Here is a 22,093-nt window from a genome sequence, read left to right as displayed (position 1 = left end):
AGGAGGGTCGCCTGCGTCGGCAACCGCCCCAGGCTACCGGATACAGGGCTGACCAGAAAATCCGCGCGACGGCGCAACCCCGCTACCGCCGGGCGGCCATGTATTCCTTGACCCTGGCCAGCGTCGCCGGATCGGCCTTGGCGAGCGCACCGGAATCGAAGGGCGGCTGCGGGTCGTATTCGATGAGCAGCTGGGCGGCCTGCGCGGCCTGGCGGTCGACGAGCAACTCCACCAGCCGCAACGCCATGTCGATGCCGCTGGACACCCCGGCCGCGGTGATGATCCGCTGCGGCAGGTGCTCGACGACCCGCTCGGGCACGTAGCGCGCGCCCAAATTGTTGAGCAGGTCGGCGGCGCCCCAGTGGGTGGTGGCGGTCAACCCCTCGAGCAGTCCGGCCGCAGCCAACAGCAATGAGCCGGTGCAGACCGAGGTGGTGAACCTGGTGTTCGGATGCACCGCCCGCAGCCAGTCCCGGATGGCCTCGTCGTGGATCAGTTGGCGGGTACCGATGCCGCCGGGAAACACCACCACTTCCGGGGCGCTCACCTCATCGAAAGTGGCGTCGCAGGTGACGCCGAGCATTCCGTTGTCGGTCCGCACCTCACCGCGGCGGTGCCCGACGAATGCGACCTCGATCGACGGAATGCGTTGCAGCACCTCGTAGGGCCCCACCGCGTCCAGAGCGGTGAAGCGCGGAAAGATCGGGATGGCGACCTGGGTCATGTCATGGCGCCAGTGCCGGTTGTTCGTCGGCGTCCTCGGGCACGGGGGCGCTCGCGCGGCGTGAGCCCATCGGCCGCAGCCAGTCCGGCAGCCAGCCCGGCGGGGCGTCGGGTGCGCGGTCGAACGGCCCGCCCGCCGGGTCGTCCACCCGTCCGCCCCAGCGCACCAAATCCTCGTCGGGCCGGTAGATCTGGCGGATCACCAGCGCGCACAACGCGATGACCGCGACGTCACGCAACAGCACCGTGGTGGTGAAGAACTGCTCGGGCAGCGAACGATTGGGATTGCCGTACAGGTAATACATCCGCGGCACCCACACCAGCGCGTCGATGGTCATCCACGCCAGCAGCACCCGTCGATGCGGCAGAGCCAGCACCGCCAGCGGCACCAGCCACAGCGAGAACTGCGGACTCCACACCTTGTTGGTCAGCAGGAAAGCAGCCACCACCAAGAACACGACCTGCGCCACCCGCGGTCGCCGCGTAGCGGTCAGGATTATGAATGCGATTGCCGCACAACACGTCACGAACAACACCGCGACGACCGTGTTCAACACCGTCGGCGGTTGCCAGAAACCCAGCTTGGGATCGAAACCCCGCCAGCCGGTGAACGACTTCACGACGTTGTACAACGAGTCCATGTCGTCGCCGCGTCGCGTATTGAGCCGGAAGAACTCCGACCATCCGCGCGGAAAGAACACCAGCACGGGCAGGTTCACCAGCAGCCAGGTCACCACGGCCGCCGCCGCGGTGCGGCCCCACGCCCGCAGCCGCCCGGTCCGGATTCCCAGCAGCAGCATGGGACCCAGGAACAGCAACGGGTACAGCTTTGCCGCCGCCCCCAACCCGATCAGCACACCGGCCAGCATCGGCCTGCGCCGCGCCCAGGCCAGCAATCCGGCCATCGCGAAACCCGTTGCCAGCGCGTCGAAGTTGGTGAAGATCTGAAAGATCAGCACCGGCGATGCCGCCACCAGGGCCGCATCCCAGACCCGCCGCCCGGCCAGGCCCGCGGACGCCCAGACGGTGGCCAGCCAGGCCAGCGCGAGTCCGAACGCCGAGACGTTGAAGAACATCACGACCTCGGCGACCACCGGAAGCGGGGCCAGCTTGCTCAGCGCCGTGTAGGTCTTGGCCAGCGCCATCGACACGTACTGGTACATCCCCGTCAGCACGGGATACTCCATGTACCGCACCGCGGGCCGGCCGTCGTAGCGGATCTGCTGGGCGCCGGTGGAGTCGGTCTCGATCCAGCTCGACTTGTACGGAAATTTGCCCTGGCTCAACAACTCCGCGCCGTAGAGCGGCACCGTGTCGGAATAGCACAGCTCGTAGTAGGCGCGCTGGTTGTCCCAATTGGCCACGCGCTGATCGCCGGTGCCGGTGCCGGTGCTTTGCAGGCAGGCCGCCTTGGTCGACCAGCCGAGCGCCAAAAAGACCAACCCGATCAGGAACATCACCCGCAGCGGCGTCATCAACCGAGCGCGGCCAATCAGCGCGTGCCGGCCGACGGGACCCCCGACGACGTCGGCGAGCGCGGCGCCCAGAAAGTCGGTGCGGCTCGGGCAGTCTCGGTTGTCGGCGCTGCGTAGGTCCGCGGCCAATGGCCGCGGTGAAATGGTGGCTCCGTGTTCCGCGTCCCCGGTCACGGCGGCGGGGGCGGCGCTTGGGGCCCACCCGGCGGGACACCGCCGCCCGGCTCCGGAGCGCCCGGCGGGCCGCCGCCGGGCGGCGGTGGCGCGAGCGTGATCGTGGTGGGCGGGCCGACCGGGATGGTGATGCCCGGCGCCACTTCGATGGTGGGCTGAATGACGGTTTCGGCCGGCGGCTTCGGCGGGGGCGGCGGCGCCGGCACGCCCGCGTAGCCGCCGATCTCGGTCGGCTTGGGGAAGGATTCGTTGGAGGTGCCCTTGAGCGCGCCGTCCATGGTGGCCTTCCAGATATCCGATGGCAGCCCCGACCCGTAAACCGGTGCGCCCGAGGCCGTTACGAGCGGTTCGTCGCCTTTGGCGGTGCCCAGCCACACGGCCGTCGACAGCGACGGCGTGTAGCCGACCATCCAGGCGTCCTTGTCCGAGTTGGTGTCACCCAGCTGCGTGGTGCCGGTCTTGGCCGCCGATGGCCTGCCGCCGGCGAGGGCGTGGCCGCGCGAGTAGCTGGCGATCGGTGCCATGGCGGCGGTGACGTTGTCGGCGACGGCCTTGGGGATGCGCTGCTCGCCGTTGTCCTCGGACTTGCTCGCATCGAACAACACCTGGCCGTCGGAATTGACCACCTTCTGCACGAAATGCGGCCGATGATAGACGCCGGAGGCGGCCAGCGTGGCATACGCCGAGGCCATGTCGATCACCCGGGTTTGATACTGGCCCAGCACGATTCCGTTGTTCGGTGGTCCACCCTTGCCGTCCTCGGACAGGGTGTGGGGGACGCCGGGGAAGCTGGTCGCGACGCCGGCCCGGTGCGCGGCGTCGGCCACGGCCTGCGGTCCGCCCTTGAGCTTGAGCATCAGCCGGTAATACGAGGTGTTCAACGATTGCTTGAGCGCCTGGGCGATGTTGCACGTCCCGCAGCTTTCGCCCTCGACGTTCGTGATCTTGATGCCGTCGACGGTCAACGGCGAACTGTCCACCTGATAACCCAGGCCGATCCCCTGCTCGAGCGCGGCGATCAGGCAGAACACCTTGAACGAGGAACCGGTCTGCAACCCGGCCTGAGCGAAGTCGAAGCCGTTGGCGTCGCTGCCGCCGTAGTAGGCGCGGATGGAGCCGTCGTGCGGATCGACCGACACCACCGCCGTGCGCATGTCGGGGTCTTGGCCGTCGAGGTATTTCGACACGGCCTTCTCGGCGGCCTGCTGGGCCTTGGGGTCGATGGTGGTGGTGACCTGAAGCCCCTGGGTGTTCAGCGTCCGTTCGTCGATGTTGAACAGATCCATCAGTTCTCGGGTCACCTGGCGCTCGATGAGCCCGTTGGGCCCGGTCGTCTGGTTCTGTGCGCGCGCCTGATCGGGCGGCACGGTCTGCGGGAACACCTGCGCGGCACGGTCGTTCGACGACAGCGCCTTGGTCTCCACCATGCCGTCGAGCACCCAGTTCCACCGCGCCAGGGCGCCCTTGGGGTCGACGGCCGGGTCCAGGGTGGAGGGCCGCCGAATGAGGGCCGCCAGCAGTGCCCCCTCCGATACGGTGAGCTGCTCGACCGGCTTGTCGAAGTAGGCCTTCGATGCCGCGGAGATGCCGTACGCGCCGCGCCCGAAGTAGATGATGTTCAGATAGGACTGCAGCACTTCGTCTTTGGACCACTCCCCCGACATCTTGGTGGCGATGACCAATTCCTTGGCCTTGCGCATCAGGCCGCTGATGCCGTGCTGCGCCGACCCGACGAGGGCGTTCTTCACGTATTGCTGGGTGATCGTCGATCCACCCTGCAGGTCCCCGCTGCCGAAGAGGTTGTTGTTCACCGCCCGCGCGAAGCCGCTGAAGTCGAAGCCGGGGTTGGAATAGAAGTTGCGGTCTTCGGCGGCGATCACCGCCTGGCGGACGTGCACGGGCACTTGGTTGAGGTTGACGTCGACTCGATTGCCTTCCGGCGGAATGATTTTGGCGATCTCCGAGCCGTCGCTGGCCAGGATGGTCGACACCTGGTTGGTGCGAAGGTCCCCCGGCTTGGGAATGTCGACGATGAAGTACGCCATCGCGAAGGTGACGATCGGTAACAGCACCAGCACGGCCGCACACAGGTAGGCGGCGCGGCGCACCCACAGCCAGTTGATCTGCTGGGTCCAGGCCCAGTCGCGCCACGGTCCGGCCGCCCGCCTGCCGGGTCCGCCGGATCCGCCGGGCCGGCCAGGCCGCGGCGGAGGTCCGCCGGGTGGGCGACCTCCGGAGCCGGCGCGCTGCTGCCGGCCCGACGCCGGCCCGCGGCTGTCCAAGGCGGCCTTGACCTCGTCGATCGCGTCACGGCGCAACGGCGTCGACGGTGGGCCCGCCAAGGCGGCTTTGACTTCGTCGATCGGGTCGGAGCGCCGCGGCGCCTGGTCGTCTCTGACCGCCGGCAGGATCGTGGTCAGGCGATCGTCGGGCGGCCCCTGCCGGCGGCGGTTGGACGGTCGCGGCGCATTGCGCTGTCCGGGATCCTGCGGACGGTCGTCGTTGTCGCGGTTGCCCACCCGCTCGGCCCCTGGCCCACGTTGGTCACCGGACGACTGGCTGTGCCGTCCTTCGTCATTCGAGCTCATTCAGTGGCCGTGCGGGCGCCGTTGCGCGCCGCCCGCGAGCGCCCGCTGCCCCTGGGAGGAGATGCCGGGCGCGCGGCGCCGAGCACGTATGACTTGACGAGGTGGTTCCAGCTGCACGTGCGGCACACCTCCACCACGTGGACCGCGAACTCCTCGAAGCGGGTGGCCAGCATCACCAACTCCTCGGCGGTCCGCGCCGAGCCCGAGACCGGGCCCAGGTGTTCGCCGAACACCCACGAGACCAGGGTCAGCTGCTCCTTGCGGCAGATCGGGCACATGACCTGGCTCGTTTTCCCGTGAAACTTGGCGGCGCGCAGCAGATACGGGTTCGCGTCACACACCTCGGACACGCCCGTCCGGCCCGAATACACCTGGGCCAGCAGTGAGCGCCGCCGAAGCGCGTAATCCACCACTTGTCGCTGCAGTCGCACGCCCACCAGAGTACGACGCCATCCCGACCAGTGATACGCAACCAAAACTGTGGCGGGCCTGCCGCGCTGCTCGGTGTCGGTTTCTGCGCCCAACGCGAGCCGGACTTCTACGATCATCCCGTGGCGAAATGGCTCGGGACACCGCTGGCCGGCGGGTTGACGGCGTCCACCCGCGCCAGGGACAGCGACCGTCAGGACACCTGCACGATCCTCGACAACGCGCTGAGCGACGGCGAGGTCTCCGCCGAGGAGCATCGGGAAAGGGTCAGCGCGGCCACCAAGGCGGTGACACTGGGCGACCTGCAGGCTCTGGTGCGCGATCTGCAATCCAACACCGGGCGGGAACTGCCCGCCCTCGACTCGCGGCCCCGGCGGCCGCGGCTGGGCGGGTGGGGCATACCGGCCGCCGCCTTCGTCGTCTCGGTCCTGCTGGGCATGGGCATCGGATGGGGCCTCTACGGCAACACCCGCTCGCCGCTGGACTTCACCACGGACCCAGGAGCGAAGCCCGACGGCGTCGCCGCCGTGGTCCTGACGCCGCCGACGCAACTGCACTCGGTGGGCGGGCTCACGGGATTGCTCGAGCAGATGCGCAAACGGTTCGGCGACACCATGGGCTACCGGCTGGTGATCTACCCGACGTATGCGGCGTTGGACCGCCCGGATCCCTCCGACGACCGGCGAATCCTTGCTTACACCTACCGGGGCGGATGGGGCGATCCGACCAGCTCGGCCAAGAGTTCCTCGGACGGTCCGGCGCCGGTCGACCTGAGCAAATTCGACGTCAACGCGGCGGTGGGCATCATGCGCGGCGCCCCGCAGACCCTGCGCATGAAGCCGTCCGACGTGAAATCGACGTACCTGATCGTCGAGCCGGCAAAAGACCCGACCACACCCGGGGCGCTGACGCTGTCGCTCTATGTCTCCAGTGACTACGGCGGCGGCTACATCGCATTCGGCGGTGACGGCACCGTCAAACAGATGAGTTTGCCCACGTAACGCCCCGTCCCCCCGGCGTAACTCGACCCCCCGGTGGGCTGTGACGAACTGCAAACCAACACCGAGTGGTGTTGTGGCTAATATATCGGGACGATACGATTGCGCGAGGCGTCGGACCGTCGTAACTAGCCATGCAAACCGTCTTGTGAGGGGGTGAATCGATGCTGGAGCTTGCCATCCTGGGTCTCCTCATCGAGTCGCCCATGCACGGCTACGAGTTGCGCAAACGGTTGACCGGTTTACTCGGCGCGTTCCGGGCGTTTTCGTACGGTTCGCTCTACCCGGCCCTGCGTCGCATGCAGGCCGAAGGGTTGATCGCCGAGGACGCCGCGCCGGCCGGGACGCCTGTCCGGCGGGCCCGGCGCGTTTACCAGTTGACCGACGAGGGCCGTCGGCGTTTCGGTGAGCTGGTGGCCGACACCGGTCCGCACAACTACACCGACGACGGCTTCGGGGTACACCTGGCCTTCTTCAACCGGACTCCGGCAGAGGCGCGGATGCGCATTCTGGAAGGCCGCCGCCGTCAGGTCGAGGAACGGCGGGAGGGTCTGCGTGAAGCCGTGGCGCGGGCCAGTAGCTCGTTCGACCGCTACACCCGCCAGCTTCATCAATTGGGGCTCGAGTCCAGTGAGCGCGAAGTCAAGTGGCTCAACGAGCTCATTGCTGCGGAGCGGGCTATGCCCGGCCTCTCCGAGCAAACATAATCCCCCGCACGAACCCAGCATCCAGTCAGAGGTCAGAGGTTAGGAGAACGCCCATATGAGTGAGCAGAACGCGCCGCTTGCGTCGACGGAGGTACGAGTCGCCATTGTCGGCGTCGGTAACTGCGCGTCTTCGCTGGTTCAGGGCGTGCAGTACTACTACGACGCCGACGAGAACAGCACCGTGCCCGGCTTGATGCACGTGAAGTTCGGCCAGTACCACGTGCGCGACGTGAAGTTCGTCGCCGCGTTCGACGTGGACGCCAAGAAGGTCGGGTTCGACCTGTCCGAGGCCATCTTCGCCTCGGAGAACAACACCATCAAGATCGCCGACGTGCCGCCCACCAACGTGACGGTGCAGCGCGGCCCGACGCTCGACGGCATCGGCAAGTACTACGCCGACACCATCGAGGTGTCCGATGCCGACCCCGTCGACGTGGTCAAGGCGCTGCGCGAGGCCAACGTCGACGTGCTGGTGTCCTACCTGCCGGTGGGCTCGGAGGAGGCCGACAAGTTCTACGCCCAGTGCGCCATCGACGCCGGCGTGGCATTCGTCAACGCGCTGCCGGTGTTCATCGCGTCGGACCCGGTGTGGGCCAAGAAGTTCGCCGACGCGGGTGTGCCGATCGTGGGCGACGACATCAAGAGCCAGGTCGGCGCGACCATCACCCACCGCGTGATGGCCAAGCTGTTCGAGGACCGCGGCGTGCAGCTGGACCGCACCATGCAGCTCAACGTCGGCGGCAACATGGACTTCCTCAACATGCTCGAGCGCGAGCGGCTGGAGTCCAAGAAGATCTCCAAGACGCAGGCCGTGACCTCCAACCTGCAGCGCGAGTTCAAGACCAAAGACGTGCACATCGGCCCGTCCGATCACGTCGGCTGGCTCGACGACCGCAAGTGGGCCTACGTCCGGCTCGAGGGCCGGGCCTTCGGTGACGTGCCGCTGAACCTGGAGTACAAGCTCGAGGTCTGGGACTCGCCGAACTCCGCCGGCGTCATCATCGACGCGGTGCGCGCCGCCAAGATCGCCAAGGACCGCGGCATCGGCGGCCCGGTGATCCCGGCGTCGGCCTACCTGATGAAGAGCCCGCCGCAGCAGCTGCCCGACGACATCGCGCGCACCCAGCTCGAAGAGTTCATCTCGGGCTAACGCTCCTTCCTTGCTCCGCGAACGTCGAGTTGTTGCGGCGACACGCCGTGCAGGCGGCCAACAACTCGACGTTCGGCCGGGGGTGAGGGCGTACCTCGGCGGGGGTTGAGGGCGCACTTCGGCCGGGGTTGAGGGCGTACCTCGGCCGGGGTTGAGGGCGCAATAGCCGATTCATCGACACAACGCTGTGCGGGTGCTTAGCATCATCTCTCGATGACCGTTCAACCCGCGGCGTTCCTCCGCACAACGCTGCCCCTCGACCTGTCGCGGCTCGGCGAACTCGACAGCGGCCGCTACCACTCGATTTGGCTGCCCGACCATATGGTCAGCTTCTGGCCCGACTCGATCTGGACTCCCGAGTTCACCGACCTGGCTACCGCGTCCCCATCGCCGCACCGTCACCTCGACGGGCTCGCGGTCGCGGCCGCGGCGGCCGTGCTGACCGAGCGGGTGCCGATCGTCAGCGCCGTGGTCGACACCGTGCGCCGCCATCCCGTGATGCTCGCGCAGACGGCGCTGACCATCGATCACCTCGCCAAGGGGCGCTTCATCCTCGGCCTGGGCAGTGGCGAGAGCGAAAACACGCTGCCCTACGGTTTCGACTTCTCCCGTCCGGTCAGCCGATTCGAGGAGGCTTTGACGGTGATCCGGCTGCTCTGGCGCAGCGACGGCCCGGTCGATTTCGACGGCCAGTTCTACTCGCTGCACCACGCCCGACTGGACACCGAACCCTACGAAGGCCGGCCTCCGCAGATCTGGATCGGCGCCAGCGGCCCGCGGATGCTCGACATCGCCGGCAGGCACGCCGACGGGTGGTGGCCGGCGGGCGCCTGGACTCCCGGGCACTACGCCGAGATGCTCACCGCGGTGAGGACATCCGCGGAACGCGCCGGCCGCGACCCGATGGCGATCACACCGTCGTTCATCCAGGTGTGCCTGATCGGCGAGGACGACGCGGCCCTCGCCGAGATCCTGCAGGCTCCCCTGGTCAAGGCGTTTCTGCTGCAGGTGTCCGCGAAGACGTTGCGCGACTTCGGTTTCGAACACCCCATGGGCGACGGTTGGCGTGGCTTTCAGGACATCGACCCCGCGGTGCTCACCCGGGACCGCATCGCCGAGTTCCTGGGCAAGGTGCGGCCCGAGATGGTGCTGTCCGTCGTGCCCCACGGGACACCGAAAGAGGTCGCCAGAATCGTCAAGACCTATGTGGACGCCGGCCTGCGCGTACCCAAGATCCTCGACTACGGCGCCATGGCCGGGCTGGCCTACGCGCAGACCTCGGCGGCGAACGTCCGCGCCGCCGAGGACGAACTCATGCGGCTCTGCGGAGACCCGTCGTGACAACGCTTTTGGACGCCGCGGAGTTGCTCGCCGCCGCCGAGGCCGAAACCGGACTGCACGACTACGGCGACCCGACATTGCCGGAGCGCTTCGCCGTCGCCGTCGACCATCTCAACGGCCTCGGCCTGGACGCCGACGGCAGATTCGAAGCCGCGCAGGTATGTCGATGGCTGCTGACCTCGCGGCTCGAACTCATCGAAGACCGCAACCGCTACCCGATCGCCGAGGAAGTGATCGATTCGCCGATGTTCGTCACGGGCGAACCACGCTCGGGGACAACGCTGATGCACGCCCTGATGTCGGTCGACCCGGGCGCTCGGGCGCTACGGTTCTGGGAGGTGATGTATCCGTCCCCGCCGCCGGGACTCGCGGGACCCGACGACGAGCGCCGGGCACGCGCCGACGCCGACTGGCGCGAGATCAACGCGAAGATGCCCAAATGGCTGCGCAGCCATCCCTACAACGACATGCTGGGCGACGGCCTGCCCGAGGACGAACGCACCTGGGCGTTCGACTTCCGCGTCATGACACCCACCGCGTGGTGGCGGGTGCCCATGCAGTCACTGGTCGGGGGCCTGGCCACCGACCCGGACGCACAGTACCGGCTACACAAGGCCATGCTGCAACAGCTCCAATACCGCAGGCCGCGAAAGTATTGGGTGCTGAAGGGCTTTCACGGATTCCGGCTCAAGGAGCTGTTCGACACCTATCCCGACGCGCGGATGGTCTGGTTGCACCGCGACCCCGTGCAGGTCGCCGCCTCACGCACCATGATGATGGCCGACATCGCCGAAGGCATGGTCGGCACCGTCGACCTGCACGCCTTGGCCAAGATGCATCTGGAGTTGACGCGCGCCGGCGTCGCCAACACCATGAGCAACCCGCTGGTCGATGATCCCCGCATCCTGCACCTCCGCTACGCCGACTTCATCACCGATCACGTTGGCGCCGTGCGGCGTTACTACACGTTCTGCGGTCGCGAACTGACCGCCGAGGCGGAGGCGGCGATGCGCGCGTACCTGGCCGACAATCGCGGCGACCGCTACGGCAAGTTCCACTACTCCACGCAACTGCTCACAGACATCGGAGAAGACCTCGACGCCCTGCACGCCGAATTCAAGCCCTTCCGCGACCGGTTCGGCGTCGCGATCGAAAAACGGGGCTGACATGACGGGCGCACACCAACGGCTGTCCGTCCACAACGTCACCTTCTACGGCGCTTCGCTGGCCGAGCTGCACGAGCACTGGGCGACGCTCGGCGTATCCCGGTTGAGCATCCTGGACGGCCAGCTGCTCGACCCGGAGTTGTCAAAACTGTTTCGGCACAACGACTATACCGTGGAGGCGGTGTACCACCTCTTCGCCGAGGGCTGCCTGACCTCCGACGCCCACGCCGCCCGGGATGCGCTGTCCGCCGTCATCGACGCGGCGGCCGAGGTGGGCGCGCACACGGTCTACATGCTCACCGGCGGACGCGGAGACCTGACCTGGAACCAGGGCGCCGAGCGCTTCTGCGAGATGGTCGCGCCGTGCGCCGCGCGCGCGAAGGCCACCGGAGTGGCGCTGGCGATCGAGAACGCGTCCAGCCTGTACGCCGACATCCACGTCGCCCACACCCTGCGAGACACCGTCGCCCTGGCGGAGATGTGCGACCTACAGGTGTGCATCGACGTGTTCCACTGCTGGGCCGAAGGCGATTTCGATGCCCAGGTGCAACGGGCGCTACCGCGCACGGCGCTCATCCAGCTGAGCGACTACGTGCTCGGCGACCGGGCGCTGCCGAACCGTGCGGTCCCCGGCGACGGCGCCATCCCCATCGAAACGTTCGTGGCCCGGGTGCTCGCCGGCGGTTACAACCACGGCTTCGACCTGGAGCTTATCGGGCCCCGCATCGACCGCGAGGGCAGGCTCGAATCGTCCCGGCGCGCATGCGATGTCGTCGGCGCGATGCTGGCCAGGCTGGGGGCGTGAGCATGGCCTTCGGTGACGGTCCGGACGACGCGGCCCTCCAGGAAGCCTGGACCGAATTCTGCGAGCGGCTGCGGCGCGCCGGCGAGCGCGTCTTCAAGGACCCCAACCCCACGTCGGGCAGTCATCGCGTCGACGCCTACCGGTTCCTCACCCAAAACCTCGGCCAGGCCTTCGACCTGGCCCTCGAAACTCGCGACACCGGCTACCCCGCGCTGCACACCTTCAGCGGCCCCACCCGCAAGCTCGGCGGTGACTGCGCCGACTTCACCTATCAACAGGCCTGGATCGACGGGCACTCGACCTACCGGCTCACCGGCACCCGCGGCACCGCGCGATTCTTCAACGTCACCGTGCAGGGCCGACGCACCCCCGGACCCGGCGTGCTGCACGAACCCTTCGGCGACACACCGGAAGCCAACCTGCTCGGCCATCAGCTCCGCACCGGCGAAGACGGGGCGTTCGAGCTCTACATCGGCGGTCCGGAGCGCGGGCCGAACTGGCTGCCCACCACGTCCGGCTCACGAAAGCTGTTCATCCGCCAGGGGTTTGACCGCTGGGACGAGCTCCCCGCGCAGCTACGCATCGAGCGCGTCGACATGGCCGGCCCCAAACCGCTGCCCACGCCCGCCGACATGGTCGAGGCGATGCGGTGGGCCGGCGATTTCGTCACCGGCCTGATGTCGGATTGGCCCGAGTTCCCGTTCCAATACGGCGGCGTCGACGCCGACCACCCGAACAGGTTTAACGGCGCCGGCGCGACCGACGCCGACACCAAGCGCGGCCGAGCCGCCACCAACATGTATTGGGAGCTGGCCGCCGACGAGGCGCTGATCGTCGAATTCGACGCCCACGACGGGTTGTGGATGTTCACCAACATGGGCGTCTTCTTCAACAGCATGGACTACCTGTACCGCCCGGTGAGCTACACGCCGAGCCGCACCAAGATCGACCGCGACGGACGCATCCGGCTGGTGATGGCTCACCGTGATCCCGGCGTGCACAACTGGCTCGACACCCAGGGCTTCGAACGCGGCAACCTGACCTATCGGCACATGCTCGAGGGCAAACCCGCCGCGCTGGACACCCGGGTGGTCAAGTATGACGCGCTGCGCGGCGCGCTCCCCGAAGGAACCGCCATGGTGAGCGCCGGAGAACGCGCCGCCCAGATGTGGGAACGCTTCCGCGGCATTCGCCGCCGCTATGTCCTCTAGAGCGGTCTAGGGTCAATGATCGTGACCGACGTATCTGAGGACGAGCTGGCGGAGCTACCTGAATTCGCGCTGTTGCATGAAAACGCCGAGCAGGCCGGGGTGTCCGGCCCGCTGCCCGACGTCGAACGCGTCGAATCGGGCAACGGTGAGGGCAAGATCAGCGCGCTGCGCTGGGGCGGCGCCGCGCCGCGCATCGTGTTCATCCACGGCGGCGGACAGAACGCGCACACCTGGGACACGGTCATCGTCGGCCTCGGTGAGCCCGCGCTGGCGGTCGACCTTCCCGGCCATGGCCACTCCGCCTGGCGCGAGGACGGCGACTATTCGCCGCGGCTCAACGCCGACACCTTGCTGCCGCTCCTGCGCCAGCACGCACCGTCGGCCGACCTCGTCGTCGGCATGTCGCTCGGCGGGCTGACCGCGATCCGGCTGGGCGCGGTGGCACCCGAGCTGGTCAAGGAACTCGTGCTGATCGACGTCACCCCCTCGGCGCTGCAACGCCATTCCGAGATGACCAAGGAGCAGCAGGGCACGGTCGCGCTGATGCACGGCGAACGGGAGTTCCCCAGCTTCCAGGCCATGCTGGACCTGACGATCGCCGCCGCGCCGCACCGCGAGGTGAAGGCGCTGCGCCGCGGGGTGTTCCACAACTCCCGCAAGCTCGACAACGGTAGCTGGACGTGGCGCTACGACGCCATCCGCACCTTCCCCGACTGCTCCGGCCTGTGGGACGACGTCGACGCGTTGTCCGCACCCGTGACGCTCGTGTGCGGTGGCAGTTCGGGCTTCGTCAGCGACGACGACGCGGCCGAACTCGCCCGTCGCGCAAGGCATTTCCGCGCCGCCCACGTGGTCGAGAACTCGGGGCACTCCGTGCAGAGCGACCAACCCCTCGCGCTGATCGACCTGCTGCGCGGGGTGCTCGACGCACCCTGAGCCGTCATGACCGACCACGACCGCAGCGCCAGGGCCTCCGGGCGGCCGCGTGACACCTCGATCGACGAGCGCGTGCTGTCGGTGACCCGTGACCTGCTGGTCGAGGTCGGGTGGGACGGGTTGAGCATGCGCCTCGTCGCGGCGCGGACCGGCGTCGGGCGATCCAGCCTGAACCGTCGCTGGTCGTCCAAGGCGGAACTGGTGCTGCACGCCATCCTCGGTGAAACCCCTGATCTGGCACCGTTTTCCGGTACCGATCTGACCGGCTGGATCGACTGGGTGGTGCGCGGAAGTCACGAGCTGTTCGCCAGGCCCGACGTGCGGGCCGCGGTCCCGGGTCTGCTGCTGGCCCTCGGCGAAAACGACGACTTACGCCGGGACCTGTGGGCAAGGTTCAGCGGGCCGGCCGTGCAGCTTTTCGCCGACGACGTGCAGGCGACGACGCCCGCCAAGCGCCGCCGAGCCGACGTCGACGCCCGGGCAACCCTGGCGATGGCGGCAGGGGCCGCGCTGTTCGTCACGACGGTCGCCGTCGAGGACGACTCCGAGACCCTACGAAACCGGATCGCGCAGCTGTTGATCACGGCCGTCGCCACGTCCCACCCGCAGTGACTCGACGATCGCGGCTTTCGGGGATCGCCACGCGATTCCGAGGTCGCCCAGGGTCTTGCTGTCGTCGGTGGGGGTGGCGGCGGTCAGCAGCAGCGCCGCTTCGTAACTGAGGCCGTCGCCGAGCGCGATGTATCGGCCGGCGACGTCGGCCAGGCGGCCGATACCGCGCAACGCGCCCGGCGATAGCCGCACGCGCCGCACCCGCCGGCCCAGCCCCTCTTCGAGCGCGTCGATCATCTCGTCGAAGGTGAGCAGCTGCCCACCGCACACATAGCGGCGCGGGCCGCGGCCGGCCCGCATGATCCGCGCATGCACGTCGGCGACGTCACGGACGTCGACCATCTGCATGCCGCCGCGCACCTTCGGTGCCACCGCCCACCGCACGATCGGCGCCCACCCTTGTTCGGTGACGCCGGGGGCGGTGCCGAAGGCCGGTCCCACGACGCTCGAGGGGTACGTCACCACCACGGGCGCGCCGGTCTCCTGGAACCGCCGCGCGACCCGGTCGGCATACCCCTTGGTCTTCGCGTACGCGCTGCGGCCGCGCGCCGTGGGCGAGTCGGGCGAAATGACGCCGTCGGGCGGCGGGAACAGCGCGCTGTAGCTGCTGACCAACACCACCGGGTCGAGCGCGAGGGCGACCGCGCGGGTCAGGATCGCCTCCGTCGCATAGGCATTGACGTCCCACATCAACTGCGCGCGGCGTTCGTCGGTGCCCACGACGCCGGCGGCGTGCAATAGGGCGTCGGCTCCGGCGAGGAGTTCCTCGACGGTCGCGGCGGACCTCACGTCACCGGTCAATACCGTCACGGGACCGAGCGTTCGTAGCCGGTCGAGGACGGCGGTGGGGTCGGTGGGGGCGGCCAACAGCTTCACCTCGTGACCGGCCTGGATCAATGCGCGCACCGTATGCGCGCCGAGATATCCGGTTCCGCCCGTCACGGCTACGAGCATGCGTGGTTCTCCGATCTGTGATCAGCCCGTCGTGCTATATTTCGGCGCCAATGGTATCGAAACTGGCATTCAGCCCGCTGCGGCTGGGTCCCCTCACCCTGAAGAACCGCTTCATCAAGGCGGCGACGTTCGAGGGCGTGATGCCGCGCGGCACGGTCAGCGACGCGCTGATCGACTTCCACACCGAGGTCGCGCGCGGCGGGGCCGCGATGACGACCGTGGCCTACTGCGCGATCTCCCCGGGCGGCCGCGTTCACCGCGACACCGTCGTGCTGGACCGCGACCGCGTGCCCCAGCTGCGCCGACTGACCGAGGCCGTGCATGCCGCGGGTGCGCTCGTGTGCGCCCAGATCGGCCACGCCGGGCTGGTCGCCAACACGCTGTCGAACCGGACGCCGACCCTGGCGCCGTCCACCCGGGTGAGCGCGCCGGCCATGGGACTGGTTCGCGCGGCCACCGCCGAACAACTCGACGCGGTCGTCGACGGCTTCGGGACAGCGGCCCAAAACGCGGTCGACGCCGGATTCGACGCCCTCGAAATCCACATGGGCCATGGCTATTTGCTCAGTTCGTTCTTCAGCCCGAATCTGAACAGGCGCACCGACCGCTACGGCGGCGACACCGTGCGCCGCGCCGAACTGGCCCGTCGCGTCGCCGAACGGGTCCGGGCCACCGTCGGCGACTCCGTTGCCGTCACCGCCAAGTTCAACATGGACGACGGGGTGCGGGGTGGCTTCTGGCTCGACGACAGCATCCCCACGGCGCGGCTGCTGGAGTCCGACGGGCACCTCGACGCGTTGCAGTTGACCGGCGGCAGCTCGCTACTCAACCCGATGTACTACTTCCGCGGCGATGTCCCCATGGACGAATTCATCGCCTCCCAACCCCGGCCGGTCGGCGTGGGTCTGCGCGTGATGGGCTGGCGGCTGTTCCGGGCCTATCCGTTCGAAGAGGCGTTCTTTTCAGCACTCGCGCGCCAGTTCCGCGCGGCGATGTCGATGCCCTTGATCCTTCTCGGCGGCATCAACCGGCTCGACACGGTCGAAGGCGCCCTGGCCGAGGGGTTCGAGTTCGTCGCCATGGCCCGCGCGCTGCTACGAGATCCCTTCCTGGTCAACCGTTTTCGAGAGGGTTCCGCCACCGAAGGGTTGTGCATCCACTGCATGAAATGCATGCCCACCGTGTACAGCGGAACGCATTGCGTGGTGCGCGAACGGATCGAGGCGGCGCCGGTGGCCTGACGGGGCTTACGGTGGAGCCATGACTTCTGAGCTTCCTGTTCGTATCGGTGTGCAGCTACAACCCCAACACGCTCCGCAGTACGGTCAGATCCGCGACGCCGTGCGCCGGTGCGAGGACATCGGCGTGGACATCGCCTTCAACTGGGACCATTTCTTCCCGCTCTACGGCGATCCGGACGGCGCGCATTTCGAATGCTGGACGATGCTCGGGGCTTGGGCCGAGCAGACGTCGCGCATTCAGATTGGTGCGCTGGTGACATGTAACTCGTACCGCAACCCGGAACTGCTCGCCGATATGGCCCGCACCGTCGACCACATCTCCGACGGGCGACTGATCCTGGGCATCGGTTCGGGGTGGAAGCAAAAGGACTACGACGAGTACGGCTACGAATTCGGCACCGCCGGCAGTCGCCTCGACGACCTGGCGACCGCGCTCCCCCGGATCAAAAGCCGGCTGGCCAAGCTGAACCCGGCGCCCACCCGGGAGATCCCGATCCTGATCGGCGGCGGGGGCGAACGTAAGACGCTGCGACTGGTCGCCGAACACGCGCACATCTGGCACAGCTTCACCGCCGCCGACGAGTTCCCGGCCAAGTCGGAGGTCCTGGCGCGCCACTGCGCCGACGTCGGTCGCGATCCGGCCGGCATCGAACGCTCGGCGGCCGTGAAAAACGGCGGCGAACTGCTGGCGAACGCCGAAACGCTGGTCGGCCTCGGCGTCACACTGCTGACCGTGGGATGCGACGGCCCGGGTTACGACCTGAGCGACGCCGAAGCGTTATGCAAGTGGCGCAATAACCGCTGAATGGGCGGCCGCCGGCTTTGCTCCGGGTTCATTCGCCAAACTCGTGAACGCGCGCGTCAATTCGTGAGAAACTCTCAGCGCCAGATGGCCGAACCGGCGCGAAAGAGATTCGACAAAAAGATGCCGAAGAAATACGGGGTCAAAGAAAAGGACCTGGTTGTTTCGCACATCCTCCACCTGTTGTTGACCGGCAAGCTGCGCAGCGGGGACCGCGTCGACCGCAACGAAATTGCGCTGGGCTTGGGAGTCAGCCGGGTCCCCATTCAGGAGGCACTGGTCCAACTCGAGCACGACGGCATTGTGTCCACCCGGTACCACCGCGGCGCCTTTGTCGAGCGTTTCGATGAAGCCACCGTCCTCGAGCACCACGAACTGGACGGGCTGCTCAACGGGATCGCGTCCGCACGCGCGGCGACCAACCCCACCCCGCGGATCCTGGGGCAGCTCGACACCCTCATGCGCTCGCTGCGCGCCGCCAAGGATGCGCGCGCGTTCAGCGATATCGCCGCCGAATATCGGCGCACCGTCAACGACGAGTACGCCGGGCCGCGGCTGCACGCGACGATCCGCGCCTCGCAAAACCTCATCCCCCGCCTGTTCTGGACGACCTATCAGGGCGGACGCGAGGAAATACTGCCGTTCTACGAGGACGAGAACTCCGCGATACACCGCCGCGATCCCGACGCCGCGCGGGCGGCCTGCGTCGACCGCTCCTACCTGATGGCCCAGACCATGCTTGCCGAGCTGGTTCGGCGCAGGGTCTTCACGCCGTCCGACGACATCGGACGCGTGGCTGCCGGCCCCCTTCAAGTGATTACCGGCGGCGAGGCGATCTCGGCCGAAGCGTCGTTGGTGCTGTAGAACCGGCGCTGTCCGGGCCGTGCCGCCGCCGGGTCGATACGGTGGCAGTGATGAGTTTGCCCGTGCGCCGGCGCGCCACGCGCCTTGCCAAGCTGTTCGCACTGGCCTCGACATTGCTGGTGGTGTGGGGGTCGACGTCGATCACGCTGGCCAGTCCCGCGGCGGCCGACCGCAACCAATGCGCGCCCGCCGGCCCGAAGAGCGCGGCCGTGTTGCCGGAGGAACTGGCCCATAGCGGCGCCATGGGCCGGCCCGACGAGCACACCACGCCCGGCGTCGAGCCGCTGAGTTCGGTGAACGTCGACACCCTGGGTTTGGGCACGCCGGGGGTGTTGACCGTCGGCACCCTCTCGGGCGCTCCGCCCCACATCTGCATCACCCCCACCGGCCAGTACAGCGGGTTCGACAACCAGCTGCTGCGGGCGATCGCCCGCAAGCTCGGTCTTCAAGTCCGCTTCGTCGGCACGGATTTCGCCGGGCTGCTCGCACAGGTGGCGACGCACCGCTTCGACGTCGGGTCCTCGTCGATCAAGGCCACCGAGGAGCGCCGCCGGACCGTCGCCTTCACCAACGGCTACGACTTCGGCTACTACTCGCTGGTGGTGCCCCCCGGCTCCGCCATAAAAGACTTCAGCAATCTGACCGCCCGGCAGCGCATCGGCGTCGTGCAGGGCACCGTCGAAGAGTCCTACGTCGTCGACAATCTGCATTTGCAGCCCGTGAAGTACCCCGACTTCGCCACCGTGTATGCCAGCCTCAAAACGCGCCAGATCGACGCGTGGGTGGCGCCGGCCGGGGAGGCGGCCAGCACGATCCAGCGGGGCGATCCGGCGGTGATCGTGGCGCACGCCTTCAGCAACGAGGGCTTCGTGGCGTACGCGGTGGCCAAGGACAACAAGCCTTTGGTGGACGCACTGAATTCCGGGCTCGACGCCGTGATCGCCGACGGCACCTGGTCAAACCTGTACTCGCAGTGGGTTCCCCGCACCCTGCCGCCGGGCTGGAAGCCCGGATCGCTGGCCGCGCCCCCGCCGGTCCTGCCGGATTTCGCCGCCATCGCGGCGAGTCAACACCACAAGAACGTGGGCCCGGCCGCGCCCAAGTCGACGCTTGCGCAGTTGCGTGACTCGTTCTTCGACTGGGAGATGTACCGGCAGGCCATTCCCGCTCTGTTCAGCACGGGGCTGCCCAACACGTTGATCCTGACCAGCAGCGCCAGCGCGATCGGGCTGACGCTGGGCATGCTGCTGGCCATCGCCGGGATATCACAGTCGCGCTGGCTGCGCTGGCCGGCGCGCGTGTACACCGACGTTTTCCGGGGGCTCCCGGAAGTGGTGATCATCCTGATCATCGGACTCGGTGTCGGGCCGATAGTGGGCGGGTTGACCAACAACAACCCGTATCCGATCGGCGTTGCCGCGTTGGGGATGATGGCCGCCGCCTACATCGGCGAAATCCTGCGCTCGGGGATCCAAAGCGTCGATCCCGGCCAGTTGGAAGCGTCCCGCGCGCTGGGGTTCAGCTATCCGGTGGCGATGCGGTTGGTGGTGGTGCCCCAGGGGGTGCGACGGGTGCTGCCGGCGCTGGTCAATCAATTCATCGCGTTGCTGAAAGCCTCTGCGCTGGTGTACTTCCTGGGCCTGGTCGCCGACCAGCGGGAGCTGTTCCAGGTGGGCCGCGACCTCAACGCGCAGACCGGCAACCTGTCGCCGCTCGTCGCCGCCGGCGCCTTCTACCTGATATTGACTGTGCCGTTAACGCATTTGGTGAATTACATCGACGCTCGGCTGCGCCGTGGTCGCGCCGCGGTCGACCCCGAGGACCGGCCCGACATGCTCACCTCGACGTTCGGCCAGGAGATCACGTGAGTTCGGGCGTCGTGGCCCGTTCGTCAGTCTCTTTGGCGTGCAACGGCATTCACAAAACCCTGGACGGTACCGCGGTGCTTCGCGGCGTCGATATCGACGTCCCCGCCGGCAGCACGGTGGCGGTCATCGGGCCGTCCGGCTCGGGCAAGTCGACGCTGCTGCGCACGCTCAACCGCTTGCACGAGCCGGACAGCGGCGACATCCTGCTCGACGGCAGGTCGGTGTTGAAAGACGATCCCGACCAGCTACGCCAGCGCATCGGCATGGTGTTCCAGCATTTCAACCTCTTCCCGCACCGCACCGTACTGGACAACGTGGCCCTGGCACCGCGCAAGTTGCGGCGTCTGCCCGCCGACCGGGCGCGCGACTTGGCGCTGACCCAGCTGGACCGAGTTGGCCTGAAACACAAGGCCGGTTCCCGCCCCGGCATGCTGTCGGGCGGCCAACAACAGCGGGTGGCGATCGCCCGCGCCCTGGCGATGTCGCCGCAGGTGATGTTTTTCGACGAGGCGACCTCGGCGCTGGATCCCGAAATGGTCAAGGGAATTTTAGAACTCATTGCCGACCTCGGTGCCGACGGCATGACAATGGTTGTCGTAACCCACGAAATGGGTTTCGCCCGGTCGGCATCCGACGCGGTGGTTTTCATGGATCACGGCAAGGTCGTGGAATCGGGCCCGCCCGAGCAGATATTCGAAGCCGCCGAGACCGAACGGCTGCAGCGGTTTTTGTCCCAAGTGCTTTGATCCCCACTGCCCTAATGGGCAATAGCTACCTTGTAAGCACCTGATAACGGGTTAGACTCCCGATTTATGGCAGACAGCGAATCGAACCCGGCCGACGTTGCCGAGCTCGCCGAAGGTTTGCACCGTGCGCTGTCCAAATTGTTTGCCATGCTGCGGCGTGGGGACCCCAGCGGGGCCGCCGCCGGGGAACTGACCCTGGCGCAGCTGTCGATCCTGGTCACCTTGCTCGATCAGGGGCCCATCCGGATGACCGATCTGGCGGCGCACGAACGGGTGCGGACTCCCACCACGACCGTGGCGATCCGCCGGCTCGAGAAGGTGGGGTTGGTCAAGCGTTCCCGCGACCCGTCCGATCTGCGGGCGGTCCTGGTCGACATCACCCCGCGCGGGCGAGCCGTCCACGGGGAGTCGCTGGCCAACCGCCGCGCGGCCCTGGCCGCCATGCTCAGCCAGCTCCCCACCGACGACCTCGACACCCTGATGAAGGCGCTGGCGCCGCTGGAGCGGTTGGCGTCCGGCGACCCCACGTCCGGCCCGGCCGGCGTGCCGCCCGCCCGCCAGGAAGCCTGAAAGCTGCTGGCGTTCAACGCTTTTCGCTTGCCGTTGGGGTCTGGGTAGACTTTCCACATGCCCACTGCACTCATCACCGGCGCCGGACGCGGGATCGGTACGGCGATCGCGACGGCGCTGGCACCGACGCACACCCTGCTGCTGGCCGGCCGCCCATCCGATCGGCTCGACGCGGTCGCGGAGCGACTCGATGCCACCACCTTTCCACTGGACCTGACCGACGGGGGCGACATCGAGGCCGCCTGCGAAATCGTGGACGAACTCGACGTGCTCGTGCACAACGCGGGACTGTCGATCCCCGGGAACGTCGCCGATTCCCACGTCGACGAGTGGCGTGCCACCTTCGCCGTCAACGTCTTTGGGCCGGTGGAACTCACGCTGGCGCTGTTGCCCGCGCTGCGACGCGCCCGTGGCCAGGTCATCTTCATCAACTCCGGAGCGGGCCGCAACGTCTCGCCCGGCATGGCCTCCTATTCGGCCAGCAAGTTCGCCGTCCGCGCCTTCGCGGACTCCCTGCGCAACGACGAGCCGGACTTGCGCGTCACCACGGTCTATCCGGGCCGCACCGACACCGACATGCAACGCGAACTCATCGAATTCGAAGGCGGAAGCTACGATCCCGCCAAGTTCTTGAAGCCGGAAACCGTTGCGGCCGCGGTCGCCAACGTGGTGGCCACCCCACCCGACGGGCACGTCCACGAGGTGATGCTTCGGCCGGCCGGTCGGTAGCGGC

21 protein-coding genes are annotated in these 22,093 nt (G+C 67.9%); 16 read left to right on the top strand and 5 right to left on the bottom strand.

Features of this window, described 5'->3' with window-relative positions; genetic code table 11:
• Positions 1 to 82: 82 nt before the first annotated feature.
• From P6281_RS00365 to P6281_RS00350, 4 genes are read right to left on the bottom strand one after another with little or no spacing between them, the layout of a single operon-like run.
• Positions 83 to 724, bottom strand: coding sequence for a DJ-1/PfpI family protein (locus tag P6281_RS00365; protein WP_202377667.1), 642 nt, complete (start codon positions 722 to 724; stop codon positions 83 to 85).
• Position 725: 1 nt separating this feature from the next.
• Complete coding sequence (locus P6281_RS00360) at positions 726 to 2,372, bottom strand: glycosyltransferase family 87 protein (protein ID WP_065508490.1); 1,647 nt, start codon at positions 2,370 to 2,372, stop codon at positions 726 to 728.
• Positions 2,369 to 4,960, bottom strand: coding sequence for a transglycosylase domain-containing protein (locus P6281_RS00355; protein ID WP_201408913.1), 2,592 nt, complete (start codon positions 4,958 to 4,960; stop codon positions 2,369 to 2,371). The genes P6281_RS00360 and P6281_RS00355 overlap by 4 nt, the downstream gene beginning before the upstream one ends.
• Complete coding sequence (locus P6281_RS00350; protein ID WP_036396835.1) at positions 4,957 to 5,391, bottom strand: DUF5318 family protein; 435 nt, start codon at positions 5,389 to 5,391, stop codon at positions 4,957 to 4,959. The genes P6281_RS00355 and P6281_RS00350 overlap by 4 nt, the downstream gene beginning before the upstream one ends.
• 120 nt (positions 5,392 to 5,511) lie before the next feature.
• Between P6281_RS00350 and P6281_RS00345 the strand changes: the two genes are divergently transcribed.
• The 9 genes from P6281_RS00345 to P6281_RS00305 all read left to right on the top strand — a co-directional run bounded on the left by P6281_RS00345 (position 5,512) and on the right by P6281_RS00305 (position 14,315).
• A complete protein-coding gene (locus P6281_RS00345) occupies positions 5,512 to 6,390 on the top strand; it encodes a DUF1707 SHOCT-like domain-containing protein (protein ID WP_201408912.1) in 879 nt (292 codons plus the stop codon).
• Positions 6,391 to 6,551: 161 nt separating this feature from the next.
• Positions 6,552 to 7,094, top strand: coding sequence for a PadR family transcriptional regulator (locus P6281_RS00340; protein WP_003874738.1), 543 nt, complete (start codon positions 6,552 to 6,554; stop codon positions 7,092 to 7,094).
• 55 nt (positions 7,095 to 7,149) lie between these two features.
• Positions 7,150 to 8,244 (top strand): inositol-3-phosphate synthase, encoded by a 1,095-nt coding sequence (locus P6281_RS00335; RefSeq protein ID WP_008262662.1) that lies wholly within the window; start codon positions 7,150 to 7,152, stop codon positions 8,242 to 8,244.
• A 213-nt stretch (positions 8,245 to 8,457) separates the two neighbouring features.
• A complete protein-coding gene (locus P6281_RS00330; protein ID WP_014383595.1) occupies positions 8,458 to 9,585 on the top strand; it encodes an LLM class flavin-dependent oxidoreductase in 1,128 nt (375 codons plus the stop codon).
• Positions 9,582 to 10,751, top strand: a complete 1,170-nt coding sequence (locus P6281_RS00325; protein ID WP_014383594.1) for a sulfotransferase family protein — start codon at positions 9,582 to 9,584, stop codon at positions 10,749 to 10,751. Before P6281_RS00330 ends, P6281_RS00325 begins: the two co-directional genes overlap by 4 nt.
• A gap of 1 nt (position 10,752) precedes the next feature.
• Entirely contained in the window at positions 10,753 to 11,556 is an 804-nt protein-coding gene (locus tag P6281_RS00320; RefSeq protein WP_014383593.1) for a sugar phosphate isomerase/epimerase family protein, read from the top strand.
• A gap of 2 nt (positions 11,557 to 11,558) precedes the next feature.
• A complete protein-coding gene (locus tag P6281_RS00315; RefSeq protein ID WP_324738994.1) occupies positions 11,559 to 12,767 on the top strand; it encodes a DUF1214 domain-containing protein in 1,209 nt (402 codons plus the stop codon).
• A 15-nt stretch (positions 12,768 to 12,782) separates the two neighbouring features.
• Entirely contained in the window at positions 12,783 to 13,703 is a 921-nt protein-coding gene (locus P6281_RS00310) for an alpha/beta fold hydrolase (RefSeq protein WP_324738565.1), read from the top strand.
• Positions 13,704 to 13,709: 6 nt separating this feature from the next.
• Positions 13,710 to 14,315, top strand: coding sequence for a TetR/AcrR family transcriptional regulator (locus P6281_RS00305; RefSeq protein WP_008262648.1), 606 nt, complete (start codon positions 13,710 to 13,712; stop codon positions 14,313 to 14,315).
• Here the strand turns inward: P6281_RS00305 and P6281_RS00300 are convergent.
• The gene (locus P6281_RS00300; protein WP_008262645.1) at positions 14,256 to 15,269 is read right to left on the bottom strand and encodes an NAD-dependent epimerase/dehydratase family protein; all 1,014 of its coding nucleotides are present in this window, start codon (positions 15,267 to 15,269) and stop codon (positions 14,256 to 14,258) included. The genes P6281_RS00305 and P6281_RS00300 overlap by 60 nt on opposite strands.
• Before the next feature lie 50 nt (positions 15,270 to 15,319).
• On the opposite strand from P6281_RS00300, the gene P6281_RS00295 reads away from it, so the two are divergent.
• From P6281_RS00295 to P6281_RS00265, 7 genes are all read left to right on the top strand, one after another.
• On the top strand, positions 15,320 to 16,510 hold the full coding sequence (locus tag P6281_RS00295) for an NADH:flavin oxidoreductase (RefSeq protein ID WP_008262643.1): 1,191 nt from the start codon (positions 15,320 to 15,322) through the stop codon (positions 16,508 to 16,510).
• A 19-nt stretch (positions 16,511 to 16,529) separates the two neighbouring features.
• Positions 16,530 to 17,315 (top strand): LLM class F420-dependent oxidoreductase, encoded by a 786-nt coding sequence (locus P6281_RS00290; protein WP_014378767.1) that lies wholly within the window; start codon positions 16,530 to 16,532, stop codon positions 17,313 to 17,315.
• Between the two features lie 120 nt (positions 17,316 to 17,435).
• On the top strand, positions 17,436 to 18,176 hold the full coding sequence (locus P6281_RS00285; RefSeq protein WP_038538361.1) for a GntR family transcriptional regulator: 741 nt from the start codon (positions 17,436 to 17,438) through the stop codon (positions 18,174 to 18,176).
• A 50-nt stretch (positions 18,177 to 18,226) separates the two neighbouring features.
• Entirely contained in the window at positions 18,227 to 20,044 is a 1,818-nt protein-coding gene (locus tag P6281_RS00280) for an ABC transporter substrate-binding protein/permease (RefSeq protein ID WP_038534686.1), read from the top strand.
• Positions 20,041 to 20,790, top strand: a complete 750-nt coding sequence (locus tag P6281_RS00275; protein WP_201406322.1) for an amino acid ABC transporter ATP-binding protein — start codon at positions 20,041 to 20,043, stop codon at positions 20,788 to 20,790. Before P6281_RS00280 ends, P6281_RS00275 begins: the two co-directional genes overlap by 4 nt.
• A gap of 66 nt (positions 20,791 to 20,856) precedes the next feature.
• Positions 20,857 to 21,360: a MarR family winged helix-turn-helix transcriptional regulator gene (locus tag P6281_RS00270; RefSeq protein ID WP_009954167.1), complete on the top strand. Its 504-nt coding sequence runs from the start codon at positions 20,857 to 20,859 to the stop codon at positions 21,358 to 21,360.
• A gap of 57 nt (positions 21,361 to 21,417) precedes the next feature.
• Positions 21,418 to 22,089 carry an SDR family oxidoreductase gene (locus tag P6281_RS00265; protein ID WP_009954166.1) on the top strand — a complete coding sequence of 224 codons (672 nt, stop codon included), beginning with the start codon at positions 21,418 to 21,420 and terminating at the stop codon, positions 22,087 to 22,089.
• Positions 22,090 to 22,093: the final 4 nt, after the last annotated feature.

This window comes from Mycobacterium sp. 5-140-3-2 (assembly GCF_035666375.1).
GTDB classification, from domain to species: Bacteria; Actinomycetota; Actinomycetes; order Mycobacteriales; family Mycobacteriaceae; genus Mycobacterium; species Mycobacterium intracellulare.
Note: the sequence above shows the minus strand (reverse complement) of the source record. Positions and strands in the feature narration are given on the sequence as shown.